General features: G+C 56.1%; 20 protein-coding genes. 2 read left to right on the top strand and 18 right to left on the bottom strand.

Annotation, left to right across the window (positions count from 1 at the left end):
• Positions 1 to 11: 11 nt before the first annotated feature.
• On the top strand, positions 12 to 752 hold the full coding sequence (gene ybgF, locus JRJ26_02110) for a tol-pal system protein YbgF (GenBank protein ID MBW2056270.1): 741 nt from the start codon (positions 12 to 14) through the stop codon (positions 750 to 752).
• Positions 753 to 792: 40 nt separating this feature from the next.
• Here ybgF and JRJ26_02105 read toward each other — a convergent pair whose 3' ends face one another.
• The 17 genes from JRJ26_02105 to JRJ26_02025 form a co-directional block, all read right to left on the bottom strand.
• Positions 793 to 1,614: a PilZ domain-containing protein gene (locus tag JRJ26_02105; GenBank protein MBW2056269.1), complete on the bottom strand. Its 822-nt coding sequence runs from the start codon at positions 1,612 to 1,614 to the stop codon at positions 793 to 795.
• 121 nt (positions 1,615 to 1,735) lie between these two features.
• Positions 1,736 to 3,253, bottom strand: a complete 1,518-nt coding sequence (locus JRJ26_02100; GenBank protein ID MBW2056268.1) for a response regulator — start codon at positions 3,251 to 3,253, stop codon at positions 1,736 to 1,738.
• Positions 3,254 to 3,369: 116 nt separating this feature from the next.
• On the bottom strand, positions 3,370 to 4,065 hold the full coding sequence (locus JRJ26_02095; GenBank protein ID MBW2056267.1) for a response regulator: 696 nt from the start codon (positions 4,063 to 4,065) through the stop codon (positions 3,370 to 3,372).
• Positions 4,062 to 4,295 (bottom strand): hypothetical protein, encoded by a 234-nt coding sequence (locus tag JRJ26_02090; protein ID MBW2056266.1) that lies wholly within the window; start codon positions 4,293 to 4,295, stop codon positions 4,062 to 4,064. Before JRJ26_02090 ends, JRJ26_02095 begins: the two co-directional genes overlap by 4 nt.
• Positions 4,296 to 4,373: 78 nt before the next feature.
• Positions 4,374 to 4,814, bottom strand: a complete 441-nt coding sequence (locus JRJ26_02085; protein ID MBW2056265.1) for a hypothetical protein — start codon at positions 4,812 to 4,814, stop codon at positions 4,374 to 4,376.
• A complete protein-coding gene (locus JRJ26_02080; GenBank protein MBW2056264.1) occupies positions 4,792 to 5,448 on the bottom strand; it encodes a hypothetical protein in 657 nt (218 codons plus the stop codon). The genes JRJ26_02085 and JRJ26_02080 overlap by 23 nt, the downstream gene beginning before the upstream one ends.
• A gap of 22 nt (positions 5,449 to 5,470) precedes the next feature.
• Positions 5,471 to 7,240, bottom strand: coding sequence for a glycosyltransferase (locus tag JRJ26_02075; GenBank protein MBW2056263.1), 1,770 nt, complete (start codon positions 7,238 to 7,240; stop codon positions 5,471 to 5,473).
• Positions 7,227 to 8,972 (bottom strand): glycosyltransferase family 9 protein, encoded by a 1,746-nt coding sequence (locus JRJ26_02070; protein ID MBW2056262.1) that lies wholly within the window; start codon positions 8,970 to 8,972, stop codon positions 7,227 to 7,229. The genes JRJ26_02075 and JRJ26_02070 overlap by 14 nt, the downstream gene beginning before the upstream one ends.
• Positions 8,969 to 10,804, bottom strand: coding sequence for a glycosyltransferase (locus JRJ26_02065; protein MBW2056261.1), 1,836 nt, complete (start codon positions 10,802 to 10,804; stop codon positions 8,969 to 8,971). Before JRJ26_02065 ends, JRJ26_02070 begins: the two co-directional genes overlap by 4 nt.
• 16 nt (positions 10,805 to 10,820) lie before the next feature.
• Positions 10,821 to 12,488 (bottom strand): glycosyltransferase family 9 protein, encoded by a 1,668-nt coding sequence (locus JRJ26_02060; protein MBW2056260.1) that lies wholly within the window; start codon positions 12,486 to 12,488, stop codon positions 10,821 to 10,823.
• Entirely contained in the window at positions 12,457 to 14,868 is a 2,412-nt protein-coding gene (locus JRJ26_02055) for a tetratricopeptide repeat protein (GenBank protein MBW2056259.1), read from the bottom strand. Before JRJ26_02055 ends, JRJ26_02060 begins: the two co-directional genes overlap by 32 nt.
• Positions 14,869 to 14,878: 10 nt before the next feature.
• On the bottom strand, positions 14,879 to 16,450 hold the full coding sequence (locus JRJ26_02050) for an FAD-binding protein (protein ID MBW2056258.1): 1,572 nt from the start codon (positions 16,448 to 16,450) through the stop codon (positions 14,879 to 14,881).
• Positions 16,451 to 16,507: 57 nt separating this feature from the next.
• Positions 16,508 to 17,572: a radical SAM protein gene (locus JRJ26_02045; protein MBW2056257.1), complete on the bottom strand. Its 1,065-nt coding sequence runs from the start codon at positions 17,570 to 17,572 to the stop codon at positions 16,508 to 16,510.
• Positions 17,573 to 17,582: 10 nt separating this feature from the next.
• The gene (locus tag JRJ26_02040; protein MBW2056256.1) at positions 17,583 to 18,401 is read right to left on the bottom strand and encodes a glycosyltransferase; all 819 of its coding nucleotides are present in this window, start codon (positions 18,399 to 18,401) and stop codon (positions 17,583 to 17,585) included.
• 47 nt (positions 18,402 to 18,448) lie between these two features.
• On the bottom strand, positions 18,449 to 19,603 hold the full coding sequence (locus JRJ26_02035) for a radical SAM protein (protein ID MBW2056255.1): 1,155 nt from the start codon (positions 19,601 to 19,603) through the stop codon (positions 18,449 to 18,451).
• 43 nt (positions 19,604 to 19,646) lie between these two features.
• Complete coding sequence (locus JRJ26_02030) at positions 19,647 to 20,609, bottom strand: radical SAM protein (protein MBW2056254.1); 963 nt, start codon at positions 20,607 to 20,609, stop codon at positions 19,647 to 19,649.
• A gap of 46 nt (positions 20,610 to 20,655) precedes the next feature.
• On the bottom strand, positions 20,656 to 21,786 hold the full coding sequence (locus tag JRJ26_02025) for a hypothetical protein (GenBank protein MBW2056253.1): 1,131 nt from the start codon (positions 21,784 to 21,786) through the stop codon (positions 20,656 to 20,658).
• Positions 21,787 to 22,080: 294 nt separating this feature from the next.
• Here JRJ26_02025 and JRJ26_02020 point away from each other — a divergent pair, with 294 nt between their 5' ends.
• A complete protein-coding gene (locus JRJ26_02020; GenBank protein MBW2056252.1) occupies positions 22,081 to 22,596 on the top strand; it encodes a transposase in 516 nt (171 codons plus the stop codon).
• A gap of 530 nt (positions 22,597 to 23,126) precedes the next feature.
• Here JRJ26_02020 and JRJ26_02015 read toward each other — a convergent pair.
• Positions 23,127 to 24,275: a glycosyltransferase family 4 protein gene (locus JRJ26_02015; protein MBW2056251.1), complete on the bottom strand. Its 1,149-nt coding sequence runs from the start codon at positions 24,273 to 24,275 to the stop codon at positions 23,127 to 23,129.
• Between the last annotated feature and the right edge of the window lie 6 nt (positions 24,276 to 24,281).

Raw genomic sequence — 24,281 nt, 5'->3', positions numbered from 1 at the left:
AGGAGACATAGATGCCTACGGGAATCCTGACGCGTCATTTCCGCTTCCGCTTACCAGTCTATCTCTTGATGGCAGTGCTTGCCGGTTGTAGCGCCAGGAAACCGGCTCTGCCTCCGGCCTCTGCTGATACCTCCGGCCAGGAGATTTCGCAGGAAACCCTGAGAACTCTCATAGTCTCTCTCAACAAGCGATACGAGGACGTGGACGACCGCATCGTGGAGAACAGCCGCAGGGTGGAAGCCCTGGAAAGGGAAGTCGCATCGCTGCGAGCCGCTCTCCGGACCTCGGCCACCCTGCCTCCTCCGAGCAAGACCAGCCCACCGGCTCCGGCAGCCGCTAAGGCCAAGGGAAAATCAGCCTCCACTGGACCGTCGCCCCCTGACGAGCGTAAGCTCTACCAGGAGGCTTTCAAAGCCTATTCACGCGGGGAATATCGAGAAGCCATCTCTCGATTCGAGGAGTTTCTGGCAGCCTTTCCATCAAGCGATCTGGCCGACAACGCCCTCTACTGGATCGGTGAATGCTATTACGGCAACGAGGATTTTGAAAGAGCCGTCTCCGCCTGGCTCAAGCTTGTCGACCGCTACCCTCTCGGCAACAAGGTCGCCGATGCCCTGTACAAGATCGGGGTTTCATACGGGCACCTGAAGAATCCCCAGAAGGCACGGGAATTCCTCACCCGTGTGATGGACAACTACCCCTTCAGCGATGCAGCCGCAAAGGCCAAGACTCGACTCGACGAACTGGAGTAGAAGGTCCCTCTCGGCCCGGAGATCTTGCGAGAGGGCCCATTCATTCTTCCATTCCCCTTTTCTTCTGGTTGCGAATCGATTCTCTCATCCGCTTGAAGGCATAGTGGACAATCTTTTCCTGGTCCGCTTCATCTATTGCAACGAACTTTACCGCTGTTTCGAACTCCCCCTGCCCCTTAGCCCGGACCCTCTTCACCTCGCCCAGGAAGACCACTGCAACCGGCGGAGTAAAGGGCAGCAGGAGCCGCATTGCCAGGAGGGTTTTCGCGTCGATTCTCTCCTGGTTTACAAACCGGAGCCCAGACCCGCTGATGTTGACCGTGGTGGCCTGCCTGAAAAGTGCTTCCTTCTCGCGGTCGAGGAGGGAGAGAATCCGGTCCAGTTTCCTGTCCATCTCCTCCAGAAAGGATGCGAGCCTGGGGTTCAGGAGGTCACCATCCATATCCACCACGAGTCCCTCGGAGGGACTTTCGCTGGTCCCCATCTCTTCCTGAATCCTCAGGAGAACCCCGTCTGGATCGGCCTCGTAGACGGCCCTCTCCACGGGCCGGTACTTCAGCCGGAGAAAGGCACTGACCCTCAAATGGTCTCTCCGATCCACGCCCCGGCAGACAAGGATCGGAAAACGGCCCTCTCCTGTCAGCACACAGGGCAGATCGAGATCCGAATAGGCTGTCCTCCCCACGATGGTCGCTTCCCTGCCGGAAACAAGAACCGCCTCGGCGCCGGCCCCATCCTCGACCTCCAGTGAGATGAGCCCCCTTGCGCGATCGAATGACCGGACTACGCACGGATACTGCCTCTCTTCCACACCTGTGGCCACTCTCAAGGCAATCCGCTGTCCCTTCTCGAGTCTCCTCACCAATACTGCCCCCTTCTGTGCAGGATTGATCACCGAGACCCGGCAGCCCACGGTGAAAAACCGCCCTATCTCCGAGCCCTAATGCATATGCCGTGCCAGGATGCCGCTCGGCGCCGGGTCCTCACGCTGCTCGATGGGCCGGGTTAGATAGGTCCATCTGGAGAAAGGCCTCGACCACGGTTCTGTCGAACTGCGATCCCGCGCACCGCTTGAGCTCGCGTGCTGCCTCTTCTGGGGTCTTGGCCGGCCTGTAGGGACGATCGGATGTCATGGCGTCATAGGAATCCGCCACGGCGAGAATCCGAGCCAGAAGAGGAATATCTCCACCTGCCAGGCCGTCGGGGTAACCCTTTCCGTCCCATCGCTCGTGGTGGTTTCTTACGACAGCCGTCTCCACGGGGAGAAGCGCCAGGGGCCGAATGATATTCTCTCCGATGATCGGGTGGGTTTTTATGAGACCGAATTCCTCTTCGGTAAGCCCGTCGGATTTTTGCAGCACCGCATCGTGGATACCTATCTTACCTATATCGTGGAGAAGGCCGGCAAGGCGAAGGCCCTCGATCTCCTCCCGCGGGCAGCCCATCTTCCTGGCCACCTCTGTAGCAAGATCCGTGACCCTTTCCGAATGCCTGTGGGTGTAACGGTCCTTTGCTTCGAGGGTGGCCACCAGGCACTGGAGGGTGTCCACGAGACTGTCGTACAGGGCTTCATAGAGCATGCTGTTTTCGATATTCAGGGCCGCCCTTTTCACCAGAGTGAGGAGCAGGAGAACCTCTCCCTCATCGAAGTGACTCCCGTCACACTTGTCTGTTACGTTCAGAACACCGAAGGTCTCCCCTTTTATGGTGAGAGGGATGGAGACATAGGATCCGGTCCTGTAGCTCTTCCTTCCTGCACGGGAGGAGGACCCGCTGTTCTTCACAAAGAGCGGCCTCCCACTCGTCACCACCCGCCCTGCCACACCGGTACCCAGAGGGACCCGGGCGGAACCGACGATCTTCTGGCTCAGGCCTTTGGCGGCTTTGATCCTCAGCTCATTGGCATCAGGATCGAGTATCATCAGGGAAGTTCTTTCCGCTCCCGTTATGGTGGAGGCCATGTCCACGATTTTTTCGTAGAAGCGGTCGACATCGAAGTCTGCAGTCCCCATGGAATCACTGATGGAGTAGAGAATCGAGAGCTCCTTGATCTTCCTGCCGAGCTTCGTATCGATGTTCTGGTCACCGGCGGTCATGCCCCCCCTGTAAATCTCGGATTCGCCTGCCGGCCGCGTGAGAAGGAGCTTATGCACCACGTGTTCGATCTGCTGAAACCGAAACGGTTTCGTGATAAAGTCACCTGCTCCGTCCTTCATACTCTGGATGGCGCTCTCCACCGAGGGAAATCCCGTGACCATCACGACCACGAGCTCCGGGGCACGACCCTTTATGAGCCTCAACAGTTCGAGGCCGCTCATCCCAGGGAGGCACATGTCGACAAAAACCAGGTCGAAACGCCTTTTGCCTACCAGGGCGAATCCCGCCTCCCCATCCTGCACGCATTCGACTTCGATCTGCCCCATCTCCGTGAGAATCTGACTGAGGGTGTCACGAACATCGGCATCATCGTCGACGACAAGAACCCGGTATCTCCTCTCCATACCCTCGTTTCCCCAGTTCGATGGCGTGATCGATCGGTCTGGATCGTGTTCAGAAAAACAGTTGAAATCCGGGTCCCCACAGATGGGGCGGCTCGGGCAGGACCTCCGGCCCCCCTTTAGAGCTTCTGCAGAATCTTCTGCTTGCACCGCTCGAATTCGTCCTGGCTGAGCACTCCCTCGTTTCTCAGCTGCCCAAGCTTCTCGAGTTCCACCAGGACAAAGCCCCTGTCTGTCCGCCTCTTCTGCATGGTGAGGGGAAGACGCGCCCCCGCAACCGAACTGAAATCCAGAAACGAAGCCAGGGCCTCCATCTGTTCCCGTGAGGCCATCTCCTCGGCTCTGGAGACTTTCGCTCCCCCTTTCTGAAAATCCCTCATCTTCCGGTAGACCTCCTCGAGGTTCCGGATCAGTCTCTGGTTTTCCTTGATGAGACGGATCTTCTCGCAGGCGTTCTCCACCACGACTCTCATCTCGTCGAGCTTGAAAGGTCTGGTAATATAGTCGTAAGCGCCCTCCTTGACGGCCTCAATAGCGGTTTCAAGGGATGCGTATCCGGTAATGATGATGACTTGCACATCCGGATTCGCCTGCCTGGCTCTCTTCAACACCTCGATGCCGTTAGGCCCGGGCATCTTGAGATCGGTGATGACAAGGTCGAACCGGTTCTCTCCGATGGCGTGAATCGCTTCGAGCCCGTTTTCGGCGGTGACGATAGAGAAACTATCCCCTTCGAGGAATTCCTGAAGCACGTTTCTTGAAGGGATATAGTCATCTACCAGGAGGATACTCAAGGAGTCTCTGTGGGAATTCACCGGCTTTCCTTCGGAAGGGAGGCTCCTGGATCTGCAGCGCGAGTGAGCCTTTGAATGACTTGATCTGCCGCCTTCTTGCAGATCTGTTTCTTTCTCCCCTCAACCGAGATTTCCACCAGATCGCGGCCCGGGGATTGTTCCGCACGGTTCCCTGTCCTTCTCTCCATCCGCCGAATGTTTCTGTGGTAGGTCCGGATGATGCTCTGAATCTGAAACCCGGCGATGGCCATGCCCTGTCTCCCCCTCCATCGATTTTCCTTCCCTATCCAACCTAATCGGCAGTCGGCCCGCCAAACTTAAGGGGTTGTCTATTTTCGAAGGTCGACAAACCTTGCGGATCCAGGCCTCCGCGACACAAATCTCCTGATCCCGTCGTGGAGCCTCCTGATCTGTCCGAGGGTCACGGCAGTCCGGTTTTTCTCTTCCACCAGCAAGCGCTCGCACTCCTCCTCAATGGATTGGGTGTCGGTCAGCTTCGATTTGATGGCTGCCAGCAGGCTTTCGGCACTCGCAGGGGAGGTATCCGTTTGCTCGGGCGCCTCCCCGTCTTTCACGGACGCCTCCATCTCCTGGAAGGCATGGATCAATCGGTCCTTTTGATCAAGAATCGCATTGAGGCGCTCCCAGTCTCCTGATCGGATCGCGTCCCTCTGGCGCTCTGTTAGACCGCAAAGCTCCTTGGCAAGAGCGAGAAGCTGGAGAAGTCTCGTTTCAGGGCCTCTGCCCTTACCCCCCTCTGGTCGCTTCACCGCCTTTTGCCTCTTCCCACCGCTTTCTGGCCGCTTCCTCTATGAGGGGAACGATCCCCTTCCATCCTTCCAGAGTCGGCAGCAGTTCATACTCGAGAAGGTCGGACAGCATCACCCAGTCTTCATCGGATTGGGCTGACAACATTTCGCCGATGATATGCTGGAGGTTTTCGATATAGGAGTCTACCGAAACCCGGTTGAAGACCATCGTACCGTAGTCGAGGCCCATCACCTGCCTCGCCCCTTCCAGGATTTGGATGAACCAGTTGATTCCTTCCATGCAGAGAGCATACCGATTGTGAGCCCTCTTCTCTTCTCCCGTCCGGAAGAGTTCGGCCGTTTCTTGAATTCCGGAGGTGAGTTTCTTCAGATACTCCTTTGCATCCACGATTCCCCGGTACCCTGTTTCAAAGGAGTGTTCTGTTTCGAGTTCCAACGAATCTATTTCACCGCCCGGAACATCCGGAAAAAGGCCGCTCTCATCCTCAGCGAGTTCCTCTCCGTTGACTCGAACCCGGGTGATTACCCTGTCCTGAGAGATCTTCTCGGTACAGAGCTGATTGATTATTTCCCCGAGGGAAAACCCGGGGGGGAACTCCATCTTTTCTTCGAGATCGTCTACACAGACTCGCATCCTTTCTCCTCCCGTGAATTGGTCAGAAAGATCCGAACTTCTCCCTCATGACGTCTATCAACTCCCGAATCCGATGACAGTAGGTATGTTCTTCCAGGATCCTCTGTCTCGCCCTTTCGGCGATCTTCATCCTTTCCCCCTCGTGCTTCAAATAGTATGCCACCTGGTCCCTGGCCTCGGCCGGATCTCCGTAACAGACCGCTTCCCGTTTCCGGTCGAACAGGATGTCCATATCCGGTCGATAGTCGGTTACGAGAAATGCTCCGCAAGAGGCCGCGTCAAAGACCCGCTGGTTTACAGCGGAATTCATCTGAAAGCTCGTGGCATTGATATTCACCTCCGTACCGTTGAAAACCAGGGGTAGATCTCTGTAGTAACTCACGGGGGGGGATATTTTCACCTTCCCGTCCAGAATCTGACGCCACCCTCTGTCTCCGAAGATCCGAATGCCCAGGGTTTCCAGGCTCTCCACAAGCCTCTTTCGGAACTCCAGGGTGGCCCGCCATACCAGTGAGGCCTGGAAGTTCAGATAGTGGACCGGATCTTCAAACTCAACCCGCAGGCCCTGCTCCCTGCCGACGGTCTCGAGAATCGTTTCCATTGATACATGGGGGTGGCTGATCTGGAACGCGACAGCCAGGCGTGAAACGGCCTCTGTCCGCTCGCTATGGGGAAACCGCCTGGACCACTCATCAACGGCTTCCTTCATCGAGTTGCCCACAAAACTGACCGCCCCCCGGAAGCGGGCGGGCACGGCACTCGGCACTATCGGCCTGAAGACCGAAGGATCCGTGGCCAGGGGGAGGTAGCAGGCGTGGTCGAATCCAAACTGTCTCATCCGTTCCAAATACGACCGGTCCCAGACAAAGAGGGCACAGTACGAGGAGATGTTTCTCCTGAAGTCCTTTATTATGAAGGTCGGACTGTCGACATACCAGACCGCGTAGGGCAGCCTGAGTGCTCCGAGAAGGTCGGTCAGTTTTCCATCTTCGTCAAAGCCCAGGTGATTCACCGAGAGGAGGAAGTCCGGTCTCTCCCTTACGACCCGGCCGAGGATCGACCCTACGAGTCCAGTCTCGGACAGGGGAACCCTCAGGACCCTGTGCCCTAGTTTCCTGAGCGCCTTTATGCACTCTCTGACGAGAAAGTAATGCGAATCCAGCACCAGAACCGTCAGCTGATCTCGTCTCAGGTGCCTGTAGTCCAGCCTGGACCTGAGCGGCGAGGCTTCGATAAGGCGCAACTGGTCCAACAGGGGGCCGTAGAAGCCCGGATCTCTCCGGATCGAAGGCCTGTGAGGAATGACCACCAGATCCTGAAACCCGGATCTCATACGGACTCTTGTGACCGTCCCGAGGATCTCGTCGACTTCATCCCCGATCAGGAGATGGAGGTCTCTCCTCGCCAGGAGCCCCGTCCAGTCGAACAGCTGCATGGAGAGCCGGAACAGCAGCGGGTCTCTCTCCACCACGAAAACGACCTTCCGGCCCTTCCCCAGCCGTCTTGCCAGGGCCAGAAGCGGGTACCCCAGGCCCATCCCCAGTACGACCACGATCCCTCTGTCCAGATCCTTGACCCTGTTGAGGGTGAGCACTGCTTCCCTGTCTGGATCCACCGTGCTATGGAGGGTCAACCATCGGCCGTCGGAGCCCAAGGCCTTACAGGTCATCGGCCCTCGACGGGAGGGGAAGACATCGATAGACCCGCTCTTATCGGGGGCCCTGTCGATCCTCTCGGCCAGTTTGGGAAAGGTCCTTGCCAGGGCCTCCCGGTTCCTCTCAAAAAGAGCCATCTCCTGTCTCTCTCCCCAGTGGAGGCCCTTTGAGACAGGCCAGGGTCTCCTGCAGACCGGACCTCATCAGGACAGCCTCGCGAAGGAGGGTCGCATAGAGCCCGAGTGTCTTTCTCGACAAAAGGCCCAGGTCCCCTTCTTCGAGGTTCTCCTTGCCCTGGCGAAACATGTAGGTCAGAGGATGGCATGCGGGGTGGGCCATTCCCTGGAGTTCGATCTCTTCGTCGATGCGGTGGATCACATCTCCCGCCTTCTTTATCGAGGCGAGGTGCTCTCGCACGTCTCCGGCCCATCGGACCAGCTTTCGGGAAATCTCGCTCCCCTCACGGGCGAGCCCGGCGACTCTCTCGAAGATTTCCGATTCCCTATCCAGATTCAATCGGACTCCGTCCAGGGCAAAGAGGCTCTTCACCTTCTCGCCTACCCTGGCGGGATCGATCTTGCCGGGCCGTCCGTCCAGCACGATCTTCCACATCTCCCGGTAGACCTGGCGGATGAGGTCCATGGGTGCGAGGGGCCTCCGGATCACCGGACGAAACTCGAGCATCCCCTCCTCGTCGAAAACTCCCCGGTAGAGGCTGATCCCCGCCCACTCGGGGCCGTCTTTGACCTGTACCTCTCTCTCCGGAAAACCCTCCCGTATCATTCTAATCACCTGTAAGACATGGGAAACCTTGATCGATTCCCGGCACCGGGGATTCTTGCACCGCACGTCGTGACCGCAGGGTGCACAGGGCAGATCGGTCTGTATGACAAGGTGGTCCTCTCCGTAAGGACCGGTCTCAGGATAGAAGGCGGGCCCAAAAAAGAGGGCCACCACTCGAGTGCCCACGGCCGTGGCTACGTGCATGGTGCCGGTATCACCCGTAACCAGGAGGTCGCACCTCTTGATCAGGGCAGCGAGCTGTCCCACAGAGGTCTTCCCCGTCATGTCGAACAGATGCCCCTCCCTACGGTCCTGGGCACAGCAAAGGCATCGGCCGATCCCTTCCCCGAGTTCTTTTTCCGCGGCAGTCCCAAAGAGAAGGATCTTGGCTCCATCCTCGATCAGGGCTCCTCCCAGATCTCCGAAGGACCTGGTGGGCCACCTCCTGCTCTCCTTGCTGGCTCCTGGCTGAAAGCCCACCACAAAATCTTCATCCGAGACGCTCCGGCGAGCGTAGAAGGCTCCCGCGAACCTCTGATCGGCCTCTGAGATGTCCACATGCATGGAAGAGGGTGAATCCGATCCGCCGGCCTTCCTGATGAAATCCACATAGTTGAAGAGGTTTATCTCCCGTTTGGTGACCATGTTGTAGAAGTGGTTGATCCAGGGGTTTTTCACCAGGCGGTTTCCATGGTCGTCGATCGTTATTCCTCGCACGTCCTCGACCATGAGCAGGTAGGTGAGCAGAGCGGAAAGTCTCGAAAAGGTCAGATTGATGACCGTGTCGAACCCTCTGTTTCTCAGGTCCTCCACCAGATCTTGGATCGTCTTGAAGTTTTCGACAAGAGAACAACCCGGGTCTTCCAGACGTGAAATGTAGCCGTCCCCATCGAAGGTCTCCACGCTTTCGACGCAGGGAAAACCTTTACAGACGTCGTAGAATTCCTTGAGAACCAGAAGGGTGATTCTCACGCCAGGCCGTTCCCTGCAAAATCCTTTAAGGAAGGGCGTCATCTGGAGGAGATCACCCATGCGGGCCAGATTGATGATCAGTATCTTCTTGCCTCCCCCACGGTTCAACGTCATTGCTCTCCCAGACTTTTCCTGCCCTGCTTGGAGAATTCCTCCATTAAAAGGAAGATAACCTCAGGCTCGGTGAGCCTCCCCCGGCCGCGGCGGATCTCGGAGGTTATCGTATCCAGGGTCAGGCGGTCCCTGTCCCTGAAACGCCTCAAGAATCGCCCGAGCTCCGTTTCGGGCCCTGCCTCGGCGATCAACCGCTCCGGTGTCTGGATGCTCCTTTTTAGTTCCCTGAAACGGGAGAGGTTCCCTTCCACTACCGCTTCCAGAATCCTTGTCATCCTCTTCTGATAGGTATGATCCCTTCGGGCCCTCCTCTGGCCATTTGCCGCAATCTCTTCCCTCTCCTCTCTGTGGGACAGATAGTAGGCGATTTTGTCTCGGAGATCCTCTATGGTCTCGAAGCAGACGAGCTCCCGGCCGGGTTGGAACAGCTCACCCAGGTCGGACCGGCGGTCGACGAGTTGAAACCCCCTGCTCGATGCGATCTCAAAGGTTCTGGGGTTGACAAAATCCCCTGCCGGGTTGACCCCCCTGTGGTATGTGGAAGAATGGAGATTGACATTGATCGCTGACCCGTTGAAGATCTTTACGGCTTCCCGGGCTGTGACCCTCCGGCCCCCTTCCTGGACCGCACGGCTCAAAGGAGATAGGAGATCCCATTCTGTTCCCCAAATTTTGAAATCCAAATCAAGGAGCCCCTCAAAAAACACGCGCCGGTTGTAATAGCCGGCTCCTACAAAGGAGACCTCAGAACCGTAGCGTTTTCTCTCCCTGTCATTGAGTATCACTGGCCTGTGAACACGTGGGTCACAGGCCAGGGGCAGATAGTGAAAATCCACTCCGTCGAGTCCGCCCGATTCTTCAAAGGCCTCTCTACGTTGGATGGCAAAAAAATGACCATATCCAGCCGCCACCTCTCTCCAGTAGGGAAGCTCCCTGAAATCCTCCACGAACCAGAATGCCGTGAGCATCCCAAACCTCTTCATCCTGTCAAGAATCTCAGGAGTCAGTGGGGCCTGGGCCAGGGCGAGGATCAAGTCCGGCTTCAGGTTCAGGCATCTTGCCATCACGATCTCCGAGAGGTGCTGGGTGAGAGAACCCTGCAACTGACGCTGGTGAAACCGATTGGTCGTAACCCCTTCGATCTCCTTGAAGAGTCCGAGATATTTTGAGTTATCAACCGTGGTGACCGTGTGGCCCATTCTCCTCAGGGCTCGGACACAGTAGTCGGCGACAGGGAGGGATCCCCCGTAGACCGGTGGCACGACCAGTATGTTGAGCCTCAGTCCTGCCAGAATCTCCCTTGCCTCAAGCCCGGCAAGCAGCCGGTCGAGATAGGCCCGGCTCATCTTAAGGGACGGGGGGTGCACGAAGACCCGGTACCCGCCTCGGAGAAGGGATTTCTCATTGATTCTGGCAAAGACCTCATCAACGGCCTCTCCCACGAAAACACGGCGGCACGGCGCGAGGATTCCTTCCATCTCGATCTTTTCAAGGGCGAGTCGAAAGATCCCCGGAGTGGGCTCGACAAGGATCAGAGGCGAGGAGGGAGCCGCCCTATGAAGCCTCTCCACATGGTATCCGAACCCCAGGCCCAGAACGAAGATCGGCCCCGGCCCGGGCTCCTTTTCCAGGAATCTCTCCACCGAGACCATCGCCTCTCTCACCGGATCGTACGTGCTGTGCAAGGCCGCACCATCGACCTTCAATGTCAGGCTGCCGTTTTTTGCCTCGAGGACTTCGGCTGAGGGCAGAGCCCTGGTTCTTTCCATTCTCCTGGCGAGACTACCGTCGATCCGATTGAGAATCTTGAGATTTCTTTCAAAAAGGTCCATGGCTCGCTATCCCTTCTCAGGAAGAGAGAGTTCTCACTAACCGCCTGACAAAGGCCTTCATGAAGCCGGCCCCCCAGGCAAGCCCTCCCACCAGTCTCTCCACCCGCCTGTTGACATCTCTCCCGGAGAGTCGGATATTGGCATACTCCACGTCGAAGAAACGCGGTATCGGCTTTGCCCACCTACTCCTCTTGTCCTCCTCTGATCTCAGGGTGGCCGCCATGAGGTTCAAGTCTGGGCCCGACGGGCCATTTCCACCCCGCATCGATGCACCGTAGGCCGCGAGCATCCTTTGAAGTCTGTCAAAATCCCTTTCGGCCTCCTTCAAATCACCGACCAGGTCTCCACCGTGCAAAGGCACGGCGAGAGCTTCCAGGACATTCGCCTGCCCGGAGGAGTCACAGATCCGGTCCTCATCGAGCACGCCCTGCCACATGGCGCGGTATGCGAGGGCAAAGACGTCCTCAAGAGAAGCGGTGCTTTGGCAGACCCTGCTGTACCCGACGCAATCGGGTGTCATTGCCGAGCGGAGAAGGATCAGGTTCGAATCGAGGAAGTCAGACACTCCCTTTTCCAGATCCCCGTTGTTCCCGGCCAGGAGTCTCTCCACCACGAGGGCCACCTTCTCGGGCCGGATCAGTCTCTTGCACTCCTGACTGGTGCAGGAAGGCCCCCCCTCAAAACAGGGATAGCAAGGAAGCACCGGTCGGAGAACGAAGTGATTCGTGCCATAAGGGCCGGTCTCATGGGGAAATGCCGATCCCATGAAAAGTGCGAGAACCCTGGTGCCGACGGCGCAGGCAAGGTGCATGGTGCCCGTATCCGGCGTTACGAGGAGGTCGCAACGCCTCAAGAAGCAGGCCAGCTCCCTGGTGCTGGTCTTCCCAACGAGATCGATGACCAGTCCCCTGCGGGTCGGGTCCGTCCCTTCTGCCGTGAAACACGCCTTCAGCGCCTCTGCCTGGGGCGTCTCAGAGGAGGTGCCGAAAAGGAGAATCCTCACACCCCGTCTCCGGATCAACCGATCTGCCAGAACCCTGTAGGAATCAACGGGCCAACACCTGACCGAGTCGCCTGCCCCCAGTTGGAACCCCACCAACCGTTCCCGGTGCTGGATACCCTGCCCGGTGAGGAACCGGTCGACTGAGTCCATGGCCCTTCTGTCCAACTGGAAAGAGAGGGAGGGTTTCCGAACGGAAAGTCCAGATCCCCTAAGATACAGATCGACGAGATTGAACAGGTTGAGCCGTCTGTCTCCCAGCATGCTCAACAGGTAGCTGAGCCACGGGCTCTTCACGATCTGCCTCCTGCTGGTGTCGAGGCTGTAACAGAGGGCTCTTCTGTAGCGGATCAGGTTCATCAGACCGGTGTTCACACACGAGTAGTTGAGATTATAGACAAGATCAAAACATCTCCCTTTGAGATCATTCAAGAGGGACGACAGGCGACGGTACCTTTCCGACAGCCCGGCCTCTCGGTCACTTGCAATGCCTGAAGCCTGGCCAAAATCGAGACTGATGACGTCGTCAACACCACCTATACTGCTGGCCACGTCCCTTGTCTTCTCACTTGTCAGAAAGGTGACCATGGCATCCGGGTTCTTCTCCCTGATGCCCTGGACGAGCGCCGATGATTGGAGGACGTCCCCCATTCTAGCCAGTTGAATCACCAGAACTTTCTGCATGGAGCTCATCGTATATCCGCCGTGCCCTCTCCATATCGGGATTTCTCTCGAGGAATCTACCTACAAGGGCCAGAGCGTTCTCGAGGTGTCCCTCCGCTCTTTCGACCTCCGCCAGATTGGCCATGGTTTCGAAGCGGTCCGGGTCTCGCTCCAGAGCCTTTCTCAGGTATGACTTTCCCTCTTCAACCTCCCCCATGTGAAAGAGCACGACCCCCAAATCACTGAGTGCCTCTGTATCACCCGGATCCTCTGCGACAACTCTACGAAGAGCACTGTGTGCCAGGTCGAATCTTGCCGTTTCAAAATAGAGACTGCCTAGTTCCTTTAGGATCTCTCTTGAATCAGGGTCAAGCAGAAGGCACTCCCGGTAGCCGTCCTCTGCACCTTCGAGGTCCCCCATCGCCCTCTTGCACCGTCCGGTGTGAAGGTAAGCCAATCTCCGCTCTTCCTCTGTGGACCGCTTCGAACCGAGGACCGACCTCAGGTGATTCAACGCCGAGGAGTGCCTTCCCTGGGAATACAAAGCCAGGGCCATCAGCAGATGGCCTTCCATGTTTTCAGGGTCTATCCGGATAAGGGCACTCAGACTTTCCATCCCTTCATCAAGGCGCCCGGTCTTGAGCAGGGTCCTGCCGAGCCGTTTGAGAAGCTCCGGCGAGGATGGATACATCTTCTGAGCCGTCCGATAGATGTCCAATGCTTTTTCAAACTCTCCTCTGGCATCGGCGTAGTCACCCTCCTCCAGCAAGGGCGCTCCGAACTCTTCTTTCGGTTTGCCGTCATCCCCCACTCCTCCAGATCCGGAGAGGGTGAATGGAACAAAGTCATCCGGAATCCTTATATCGATACCGGTCATCTCCTCGATCAGACCCAGCACCCGATGGGTTGCCCTGCCATCCCACAGGTAATTAAATCTGTATATTGCTTTTTCTCTTTTCTTCTCCAGTGCTTCCCGGTAGGTATAGTCAAAAAGGCTCTTTTCGATCGCACGGGTGAGTTCGGAAGAGTCTTTGACGATCGTCACCGCCTCTTCCTCGCCTCGCACAGGCAAACCATAGGAAATGACGGGCTTGCCCAGCAAGAGGGCCTCGAAACCGATGTTCGATCCCCGACATATGAGAAGATCACTGACAAAGAGGAGTTCTTCCAAATGGCCTGCTTCGACCACCACGTCTCCCATATCCTCTTGGGCTGCAATCCTCCGGTACCAGGATCCCCTGTCCCGTTCGGCCGGGTGGAGTTTGACTGCGAGCTGCATCTGATACCGAGACCCTAGCCGCTTTATCGACCTGAGGAGAGTCTGGAAGAACCTCTTCGGCAGCGAAGAGTCTGCCGCCGCCATGGGACCGGCAACAAAGAACGTAGCAAACAGGACGATCCGTTTTCTCCGGTCAAGCCCGAGGGATCGGCAGACTTCGGCTCTACTCAGTACCGTGTGCAGGTACTTGTACTTGTCCCAGTCCGGGTTCCCGGTAACGACCACCTTTTCGGGTGGATTTCCCCTCCCCACATAGAGCTCCTTGCTGTGGTCCCCGTAAACGGCGATTCTGTCGGCATAGACGACTTCGTTTGTAGGTTCCATTCCGTAAATCGCGTGAGCAACGTGGAGCACCGGGACCCCGGCTTCCTGTGCAAAGAGCACCAGTGCCCTGTGAAGGGGCAGGCTGTCATTCCAGACCAGAACCATCACGAGCCGCCGCTGCCGGACAAGATGCTTGAGGGTTTCGATGTACAGCGCCTCTTGCAGGAACTCCCCTTGAAAGAGGTTCCGGAGGCTGTCCCCGATTTCAGGGAAAAGGCTCGTCTCTCCCAATGAAAACTGGGCCTGGAAGGACTTACCTTCAACGGCCTCCATCCAAAGGGGCATGAGAGCCGCAAACCTTGCCTCACACGCGAGCCTTATCTCAGGGGTGAGGAAGTCTTCGAATCTCTCGTAGTCGATCCCGTTCCGGATCAGGGGCCGGGATATGGCTTCTCTGTTGCCCTCGACAACGAGGTCGAAAACACCGCTGCTGTCCAGGGCACGGGCGAGGGCCAGATTCTGGGCTCGAACGCTGAGGAGGATGGCGGGCCTTGGCGAATCCTGGTCTGTGATGCGAGCAGAGGCGGCCAATTGTTCGAAAGAGAGCAGGCGGGATTGCCTTGCCTTTCTCAGTGACGGCCCTTCCATGCTTTCCGGCGGCAGGGCTCCTGGGCCACCGGGCCGGCAGGTCAGGAGCTTGAACTTGACAATCCGCATCAACTCACGGAATACCGTGTACTCGCTGCACTCTCCGAGATGGACGCCCTCGTACAACCCGATAGAGGCGAAATCAGGATGGAGATACCACCTCTTCGCCATACGGGAGGAATACTCTATGGCCAGCAGTTCCAGATTCATCACCCTCTCGTTAGAGCCCGGCCCGCTCCTTTTCTCGAATCATGGCGGTATCTTCCCTGAAGTGGGGACCGAGGCTTCTATCCCTGTCAAGCGCGGCTTCTGTGACCAGCATGGCCGTGAGAATCATATTTCGCATCTCAAAGAATCTTCCCGGCGAGATCTGTCCTGCCCTCCTCATTCTCGTAAGCTCCTGTTGGGAATCATGGAGAATCTCTCCGCACCTTTCCAGCCCTTTTTTCGACCTCAGAACCATGGAGTATCTATTCACCGCCTCCCTGATCCCGGATCCGATAGCGCGAGGAGGCTTGGCAGTACCCATCCCGGCCGTCCGTTTCGCCCACTCGATATCGCCTCCTGCCACAGAATCCGGAAAGCTCACGTCTTTCAGTGACATTGCCCTTCGGGCCGCTTCACGTCCGGCTCTCTCACCGAAGACCTGTGTAGCAGTCATCATGCACCCGCCGATACGATCCGCTCCATGAGGGCCGGCCGCCACTTCACCCGCGGCAAAGAGGCCGGGGATCGTCGACTCCGCCCTCTCGTCGATCTCGATGCCGCCGTTGAAGGCATGGGCGAAATGCCGGACCCTGCACATCTCCTGGCCCCTCCTCCCGGGGTCTCCACGCCAGAAGATCTCCTTCCTCCCTTTGAGGCTCCGAGCCACGGCAACATCGATCAGGTACGATTCGTCGCGAGAACTGAAGGGGGCGTGCTTCTGCCGCTGGCGGACCGCCTCAGCCCTTGCCCGGGGGTTCGGCATAGTCAGCTCGAGGAGGTCATTGCCCTCATAATCGGTCAAGACACCCGCCCTGTCCAAGTCCGAAAGGGGGAGGAAACGGCGCCCCCCGTTCTCGGTCAGGCCCAGCATGAACTGGACAAACTCGAGGTTTCTCAACTCCGCTCCTGCTCTGTGGGCCAGAGCATACCCGTCACCGATCTGGCCGTCGCTGACCAGGTTGTCCCGGAAGATACCGGCTCCGCCACCTGTGGCCAGAATCGTCGCTCTCGCACGCATCCTTAGCAGTTCTTCCCCTTGTGTGAGAATCCAGGCTCCCCAACAATTCCCGTCCTCCACGATCAACTCTGCCGCGCAGCCCGTGATGAGCAGGGCACGGGAACGCTCCAGAATCCGCCCGAACACCCCTTTCATGCTCCTGGAAGGATCCGTTACGAAAGCACGTTCGTGGTCGCTGAAACAGCCTCTCACCCGCAGGTAGCGCCCCTGGGAATCCTTTCTGAATTCCAGTCCGTGGGCGACCAGATCCTCAAAACGCGGGCCCGATTCCTCAACGAGAAGGCGGGCCAGCCCCTCGTTACACCGCCCCAGGCCCACTCGAACAATATCGTCGAAGAAGGCCTCGAGATTCGCTTCCGTCCTCTCCGCACCGATCAGAGCCTGGAATCCCCACCCCTCGGAAAGCGGGGAAAACGTGGAGCCGCAGTGCGTCAGGCCGCCCTTGGCAACGACGACCACTTTACTCCCACGCTCTGAAGCGGCCAGGGCCGCGCGAATTCCGGCAGCACCCGCCCCGATAACGAGCACATCCGTCTCCACGGTCTCCATGATTCCGAAGCGAAGCAAATCCTATTCCCGCCTGATCACACAGGTCCGGCACCACGGGGCGGGACAAAACTCCATTCATCGTATGTTGACTGTGTTGCCGAACATGCTTTCCGATATCCAATAGTACTCATTATCATGCCTGAACGAATAGCGGTTGTACCAGATGCAGTTGTCACATTCCCTTACGGCCTGTCCGTTCAACAACCTGTGTCTCAGGCTCTCCGCCTCATCCGAATCGAACAGAGCGATCAGGTCATCGCGATCCTTGATGTTTCCAAACGCGGTACTGTGCCGGCAACAGGGATATACGTCCCCCCTGATGTTCACCAGTAAAGCCGACAATGCCCACACACACGGTTCATATCTCAACTCCACACCCAGTCCTTCTGCGAGTTCGTGCCGGTCCGAGTACTGTTCCGTCCAACCGAAAACCTGTGGCCACGTGGCGGTGACTACGACTCCACAGGCTTGTGCCAACTCCCGCGCCTCCAGCAGGGCCTGTTTGGTTGCTTTCCTGTTGTCTCCATAGAATGGATGCTGGTCGATCCTCGCGAATTCAATCGATTCATTGACTCCCATCTGCGAGAATACGATCTCCGCGATGTTGAGATCACTGGCTAATTTGACCATCTTGGGAATCTCTTTGACGTTGTGCTTCAACATGGTGAAGTTGATTTTCAATACAGGATATCTGGAGCCATAGTCCTCTTTCAGTTTGCCGATATTCTCTATGTTCTTTAGAATCCTGTCGAAAGAAGCCCCTCGCCTGATGTACTCGAACACATGAGGTGTAGCGGCATCCATCGATAGGGTGATGTATGCCCTCACGTTCCGTCTTAGAAGGGATTCTACCAGCCTGTGTTCCAGTAGCATCCCGTTGGTGAAGAAGTTCACCTCCGTGTCTTGAAACGCCTTGGTCGCCCTGGCGACCATTTCGTCAAAATAGGGTACCAGTAATGTCTCACCAGCCCCTACAAACCTGACAAGTTCGATGTCATCCGGACTGGAGACTTTCTTCAGGATCCCCTCAAAGGCCTCAGGCTGAATAATGGGACCGTTCAGGGGCCTATCCGTACAAGTCCTGCATCTCAGATTGCATCGATTGCTAACTTCGATCACGAGTCTTCTCAGTCTTGTCATTGCCGTGTCTCTATACACCGTTAAGGTGGAGTTGCTCCTCTTTCCTCCCGCCTGAACAGATGAATCGCCTTGCCTCTAAAGCGAGCTTCTTAGATTCCTCCAGGTCCGTTTCGGCACCGTGGAAGCGGACCGAATACAGGACCCTCGCGACGTGATGAAAGGTCGCCCCGGCTTTGGCCATCTTGAGGAAGAAGCTGTAATCGTTGGCCACCCGGAAGTCCTCATCCATGAATCCCACTTTTTTGAACCATGACGACCGGTGAAGGCGGGAAACGCCTAGATGGAACCACTTGGCAAGACATTCCTCAAAATCGTAGTCCGGTTTGCGCACGAGACGGAGGATGTGCCCTGTATCATCGACTATATTGAAATCGGAATAGACCACATCCGCGTTACTTGCCTCTATCGCCGAAACGAGTTCTTCTATCATATGGGGATGCGCAATGTCATCCCCGACGACATATGTGCAGTATCTACCCGTGACTTCTTTGAAACCCACATTATAAGAGCGCGTCCTGCCCAGGTTTTCACGAAAAGAAAATATCTTTATTTCACGTTTCGGATGTTCGGCATGGGTGTCTTCATGGTAGGCCAGGCACTCCTTGTAGACTATCTCTCCGTTCCCGTCCATATAGAGTACAGGAGCGACCTTCTCGCTTTCGATCCTCTGCTCAAGGCCTGCCAGATATTCTTTTGTTCCGTCGGTCGACCCCCCGTCGACAATGATCAGCTCGATATTCGGATAGGTTTGAAAATAGCAACTGTCGATACATGCGGGGAGGTATTTCACCTGGTTATAATTCGGAATGACAATGCTTACCTTCTCCATAGCCTCATATCCAGATAGGGTTTGAAAGGCGCATTCTTCGGTGACCGCTAGATGAACTTATAGGTCATGTCATCTCTCTCTATGACCTGGGTGAACATCTGATTATGGGGTGCGTAAGTACACCGCGGGCAATCTTTCAGATCGATCCGGTCGAATATCTGCCAGTGTTTCTCGGATCCCCACAACTCTTCCACCTGTTTGAATTCCCTGAGAGATTCTCCAAACTCCAGCCTGGGGTCGCCGCGCCTGTCACAGCAGCAGCTCACGCAAAACCTCTCTCTTCTCTCATCCCTCGGCGGCATGAAAACCGCTGTCATGAAGATAGCATGGCATGTGTCGAAGTTGTTCGCGATCTCCAACTCGGGACCGAACTTATGCGTAATCGCATAGACACCGAAGGTTTCATCTTCGAGCTCACGGGCCTTGTCAATCTGCTCACCGAGTCTCATCTTGGCATCTCCGTGAAAAACCGACCCACTTCTCCCAGGGAGAAGATGCCACGGGGTTCCTGCGGGACGGAGATGAAAGTTCTTGGCCCCCACCTCCTTTGCTATCCTCGCTGCCTCGAAAACCTCGTCGATATTCCCGTCGTACAGTAGATACTTGTAGCTCACCCCCCGGCCCGAGCCTTCGCGGCCTAAGGTACAGGCATTCCGCGACAGATAGTCCGACAGACTCCTCATGTTCCTGCAGACCTCGTTGAAAAGGTCCCTCCCTTTGAGTGATTCGAACGTCTTGCGAGAACCGGCATCCACCGAAACCCCTACCCAAGTGCAGAGGGCGAGCTGGGGGATGAACCTGTCGATATTGACTCCGTTGGTAACCACCCCCACCTCGATCCCATTGTCGATGCAGGATTCGATAAAAGCGCCAACATCAGGATGCAGGAGAGGTTCCCCTCCACCCGCGATGCAGACCGCCTCAACCCCGGCCGGCCAGTCAGGACTGCCCTGCCAGCGGGCCAGACCCTCTGCGATTTCCATCAGCGCTTCTCGATCTATCATTCCGTTCCGATTTCTCAACACGAACCGGGAATTGCACCACGTGCATCTCAGGTTACATGCGTTTATCGGGTCGACCGTGACGAGAACCGGTTGAGGCAGAGAGGCTCCCCTCTTTATCAGGCGCCACCGGTATACCTGGGCTAGGAGTTTGTTGCTGTTGAAAGGATTCCATCTCTTCGGCGGAGACCATTCCTCCATGACCTACCCTTTCACAAAGAACTGAGAGAATCGCCACCTAGTCTCAAAGAGCCTGGGATTCCCTCACGAGGCGTTTCCACTCTTCGCTGTGTCGTGTAAAACGTCTTGAAGGGGCCGGAAATCCCACCAGGCCGAAGATCACGCCCTCAAGCCCGATTTCCCTGGATAAGGTTCTAGCCCTCGTTATCTCCTCGTCCGAGTCGTTCCATTCAAAGAGGAGATACTTCCAGAACAATCTCGGCTTCGAGAAGCCGAGCTCATGCTTGATCGCTGCAAGGTCCTTCAAGGTATCCAGAACCTTTTCAAAAGAGAACTTCCTGGTCATATACTTCTGTATGATCTCTTGGCTGCTTCCGTGAATCGAAAAGACGATATCGTCGACCCCGGACAAGACGATTTCCCTTCTCTTTTCGTGCGTATCCAGCAGCATTCCGTTGGTCGCAATCTCAACCACGGTGTCAGGACCGTGTTTCTTGACAAAAGAGCAGAATCCCAGTGCCCCCGGGTGCATGAAAGTCTCACCGTAATTGTAGAGGCGTATCTTCTTGACTTCGCCCCAGTATCGGCCCACCCATGACTGCAGATAGTCGACGTCGAGGAAAGGATCGGCCCTGTATTCTTCAAAATTCACCCGGCTCTGCATGCAGCCATTACACTTGAGGTTGCATTTGGAAGAAAGCTCGATCACGAGCTGAAATACATCGTCCCTTCCTCTGTCGATAAACCTCCTGATTTCTGCTGAATCCGGATCGACCTTGTAAGTCCCCGTCTCGGGAAAGCCTTGTTCCTTGATCTTATTGAAGCACCTGGAACATCGGGGCATAAGGAGAACATCTTTCGTTATTCTCCGGCGGACGCTCATATATCTTGCCTGGATATCTTCAAAGCTGTCCCTGTAAATGCTGCCGAAACGGTTCATTCCCAGGGGATCCATGCAGCAGGTTGTCACACCACCGTCGGACAAGACGACGATCTCCTTCAAGAAATCGCAAATAAACGAAGGCATGATTCGATTCTCCTCTGATCCGGCTTCTCGAGACCTATGCCCGCCTTCAAGAAGAGTGGGGCGGGAGGGGGCTGAAATCGTTGAATTCTCTAAGGCCCCTTGCCTGTAGTTTCGGCTTGATTTCGCTATAGAAAGCAGGGCTGGAGACGATGATATAGTCCACTCCTTGTTCCAGCGCCGTGCTGAGTGTCACAATCGGATAGCCGTTAAGTGTGCCTCCGGAACGGTCCCTGTCGATGATGCAAACAATCTCGAAGCCGGCAAAGGAGGTCCTTTCCAAGAGAGATCTGGTAGCTCCTCCTGCCGTGTAGAGCGCGATTCGCCGTCTCCCCTCCGGAAGGAGACATCTCAACGTTTTCAGCATCTCTTGGTTGGAAAAGGGCCTTTCACACCCTGCCGTTGAGAGATCCCGGGGGATGCTCCTGCTGCCCGGTTTCGTGGGCAGTGCCTCATATTGCCTGACCGCCTCACTCAGATCGCCTTCCAGGGCTGATTTCAAGGGACCTATCATGGCATCCTCTGGCTCAATCTTCTCGATCAAGCCGAGCACAATGGCGATCATATCTTCCTGGTGATAGGTCAACCCCAATGCCCCAAGGGCTCTGAGCAATCCCGGATCAGGCGGGATCACCCCCTCCATCTTCCTCATCCAGTCGATCCCTTCCGAGTCGAGCCCGCATCTGTTCAACAGTGCGATCAGAAGAGACCAGTACTCCTCTTTTCGTGGATCGATTTGTAAAGCACCACGGATGTAGCGGACGGCTCTTTCCAGCTCGCCCTGCCGGGCGAGAATCACCGCGAGATTCCGATGCACGTCGGCCTGATTCAGGAAACAGGAGATCGAGGTAAGCATCGCCGCCTTTGCCTCTTCGGAGCGACCCATCTTATCCAGCTCGACACCCTTTCTGCTGTAGTAGTCGCCAAGGAGCCGGCCAAAATCCTCCATTGCATCGGGAGACCTCTCAAAGAAGTCAAACGTAGAAAGAATCGACGTTACCACCCTATCCGATTGCTCTTCTACCTTCTTCCACGCGGAAGAGATGTCCACCAAGTGGAACCGGATCTTCTTCTCCAAGAGGACGAGGTTGAAGCGGGGAACCACCAAAGACTTCTTGTACCAGTATGAAACCTTCAAGATGCTCGATCCTTCATAGAAAGGATCTCCGGTTTTGGTCATCAGGTCCCCCATGAACAGGCCATCAGAGTCTTCGGCCACGTATACATCTGCGGGATCTCCACAGGCACGGGAGACAAAATCCCCGGAATCGGTCGGGTGTATCCCGGGAGCGGCCGTCTTGTCCTTTGGAAAGATCATGATTGCAGGTAGATAGACTCCATCCGGAAACTCTAATTGATTGATTTAATTGAATATGTGGTCATTTTTGTGTTGTATTTTCATGTTATTCGGTGTATCATCCTCACAATAAGGTCTTGAAATAGTTAGACAAATCTCTATTCTGTGGGGATAAAGATGCGTGAAAAACGGATTTCTCAACTGAGTATTTTCCACACCATGCCGCGCAACCAGGTCGCCCGAGAACTGGAGGCCATTTCGAGAGTTCTCGATGACAATCCAGGCATCTATGATCTTGTTTATCGGGATATGGTTCGGGCCAAGCGTCCTGACACGGGGCGTGAGGGGATGACGGCCGAGCAGGTCCTTCGATGTACCATATTGAAGCAGTATCGCAATTTGAGCTATGAGGAGCTGGCCTTTCATCTGGAGGATTCTCAGTCCTTTCGGGCCTCTTGTCGGCTTGGGATGGGGCAGCGGCTGGGGTATCGACCCTTCAATAAAACATCAAGCAACTTAGGCCCGGTACCCGGGAGGCGGTCAACAGGCTGCTCATCCGATACGCTGTGGTTTAAGGGTTCAAGAAGGGTCGTACGGTTCGGCTCGACTCCACGGCCATTGAGAGCAATATCCATTATCCTACGGACTCCAGGCTTCTGGAGGATGGCATCCGGCTTATCACTCGGCTTTTGATTGAGGGAAAACGGCTTCGGCCTGTGCCTGGGTATCGGTTTTCGGACCACCGACGGGTGGCAAACAGGCGAGTCATGGCCATTGTCAACAGCAGGAGCAGCAAAGTTCGCCAGAAGGCTTACCGAGAGCTTCTCGGGGTGGCTCGTCGGGTTGTGGGTTATACTACAGAGGCCATATCGGCATTGGATCATTTTCAGAGCGATGATGTAGGAGAGTTTTGCCGGGCTCGGGTATTGATGGAGAAGCTGGAGCGGGAGCTGATGATCTTCGGGCGAGTGATCGATCAGACCGAGCGTCGGGTGATTCGGGGGGAGAAGGTTGCAGCCTCTGAGAAGGTGGTTTCGTTTTTTGAAGATCATACCGGCATCATCGAAAAAGGGGGACGTGAGCCGTGTTACGGTCATAAGGTCTATCTGACAGGCGGCCGTTCGGGTTTGATTCTTGACTGTCGGGTGGTTCGAGGAAATCCCAGAGACTCGAGTCTTTTTTCTGAACTGATCGGACGTGAACAGGGGCTTTCCGGACGGGCACTAGCTCATTATCAGGTTGTTCAACTCTTGTGTCGCCTTCATCCAATCGAATTTCCGTACCCTGCACAGGGTGTTTTCTCGGAATTCTGAGAGCAACTCGGGGCGTTCCAGGAATCTCATTATGGCAGCCCTCAGCGCCCACGGATCAGCAGGGGGGACCAGAAAACCGTTTATTTCATTCTCAACCAATTCATTGTTGCCCATGATATCCGTTACCAATGCAGGAAGCCCTCCTGCCATCGCCTCGAGAAGGGCATTCGGCATTCCTTCGTAAAGGGATGGGAGGACGAACAGATCCGCCTCCCCGAATCGCGTGCTGATTCTGTCATGAGGGAAATACCCCAGGAACCTGAAATTGCGGAGCCCTCTCTCCTCTATCATCTCTTCCAAAACCGCCCTTTCGGGTCCTTCTCCGATCAGATCGACTCTGACCCTTTCGCGGTCTTCCACTGCGAGCAGAGACACGGCCTCTATCAGATAGGGAATGCCCTTCTGTTTCTCCAACCGGCCCACAAAGAGCATTCTCAGGGTTCCATCGAACCGGTGTCTGCTTCGGGCTTGAAATGAGGAAAGATCGACGCCGTTCTCTATGACCAGGACCTCCCGGCCGATCCTGCATGCCGTTCTTCCAGCCAGCTCCCCCAGTCCTTTCGAGTTCGCCACCACGTGCCGTGCGTTCTTCCACACAGCCTTGATCACCGGCATGGAAACCATGTGGTAGTATCTGAACCTCTCGGGAAGAAAACCCGGCACGTCCCCCCCTCGCAGCATGACTATGTACGGTACATTCGAGTTTCTTAGCAAGGCATAACTCACCATCCCTGCTGGAAGGGTGTGGAAGCATATCGAGATATCATACCTTTCTCCGCCGGCCTTCAATTCCCGGGATATGAATCTCACGGCGCTTCCAGCATATGACAGAAGTTCCCAAAGCCCCGACTCAAACCGTTTCCTTCTGCTGCATTTCACACGGTTGATTGTGACTCCGCCCTCCTCCTCCCTGGGAGGGAGGTCACGGAACCCCGCAGTTACAACCCTGACTCTATGCCCGAGTTTCGAGAGATTTTTGGCAAGGTAGAAAGAGGCATTTCCGGCACCCCCTCCGATCGGCGGAAATTCGTTGTTGATGATCAGTATGTTCTTCTCCATATCCGT

The organism is Deltaproteobacteria bacterium (assembly GCA_019308905.1).
In the GTDB taxonomy this organism is placed as follows: Bacteria; Desulfobacterota; BSN033; order WVXP01; family WVXP01; genus JAFDHF01.
Note: the sequence above shows the minus strand (reverse complement) of the source record. Positions and strands in the feature narration are given on the sequence as shown.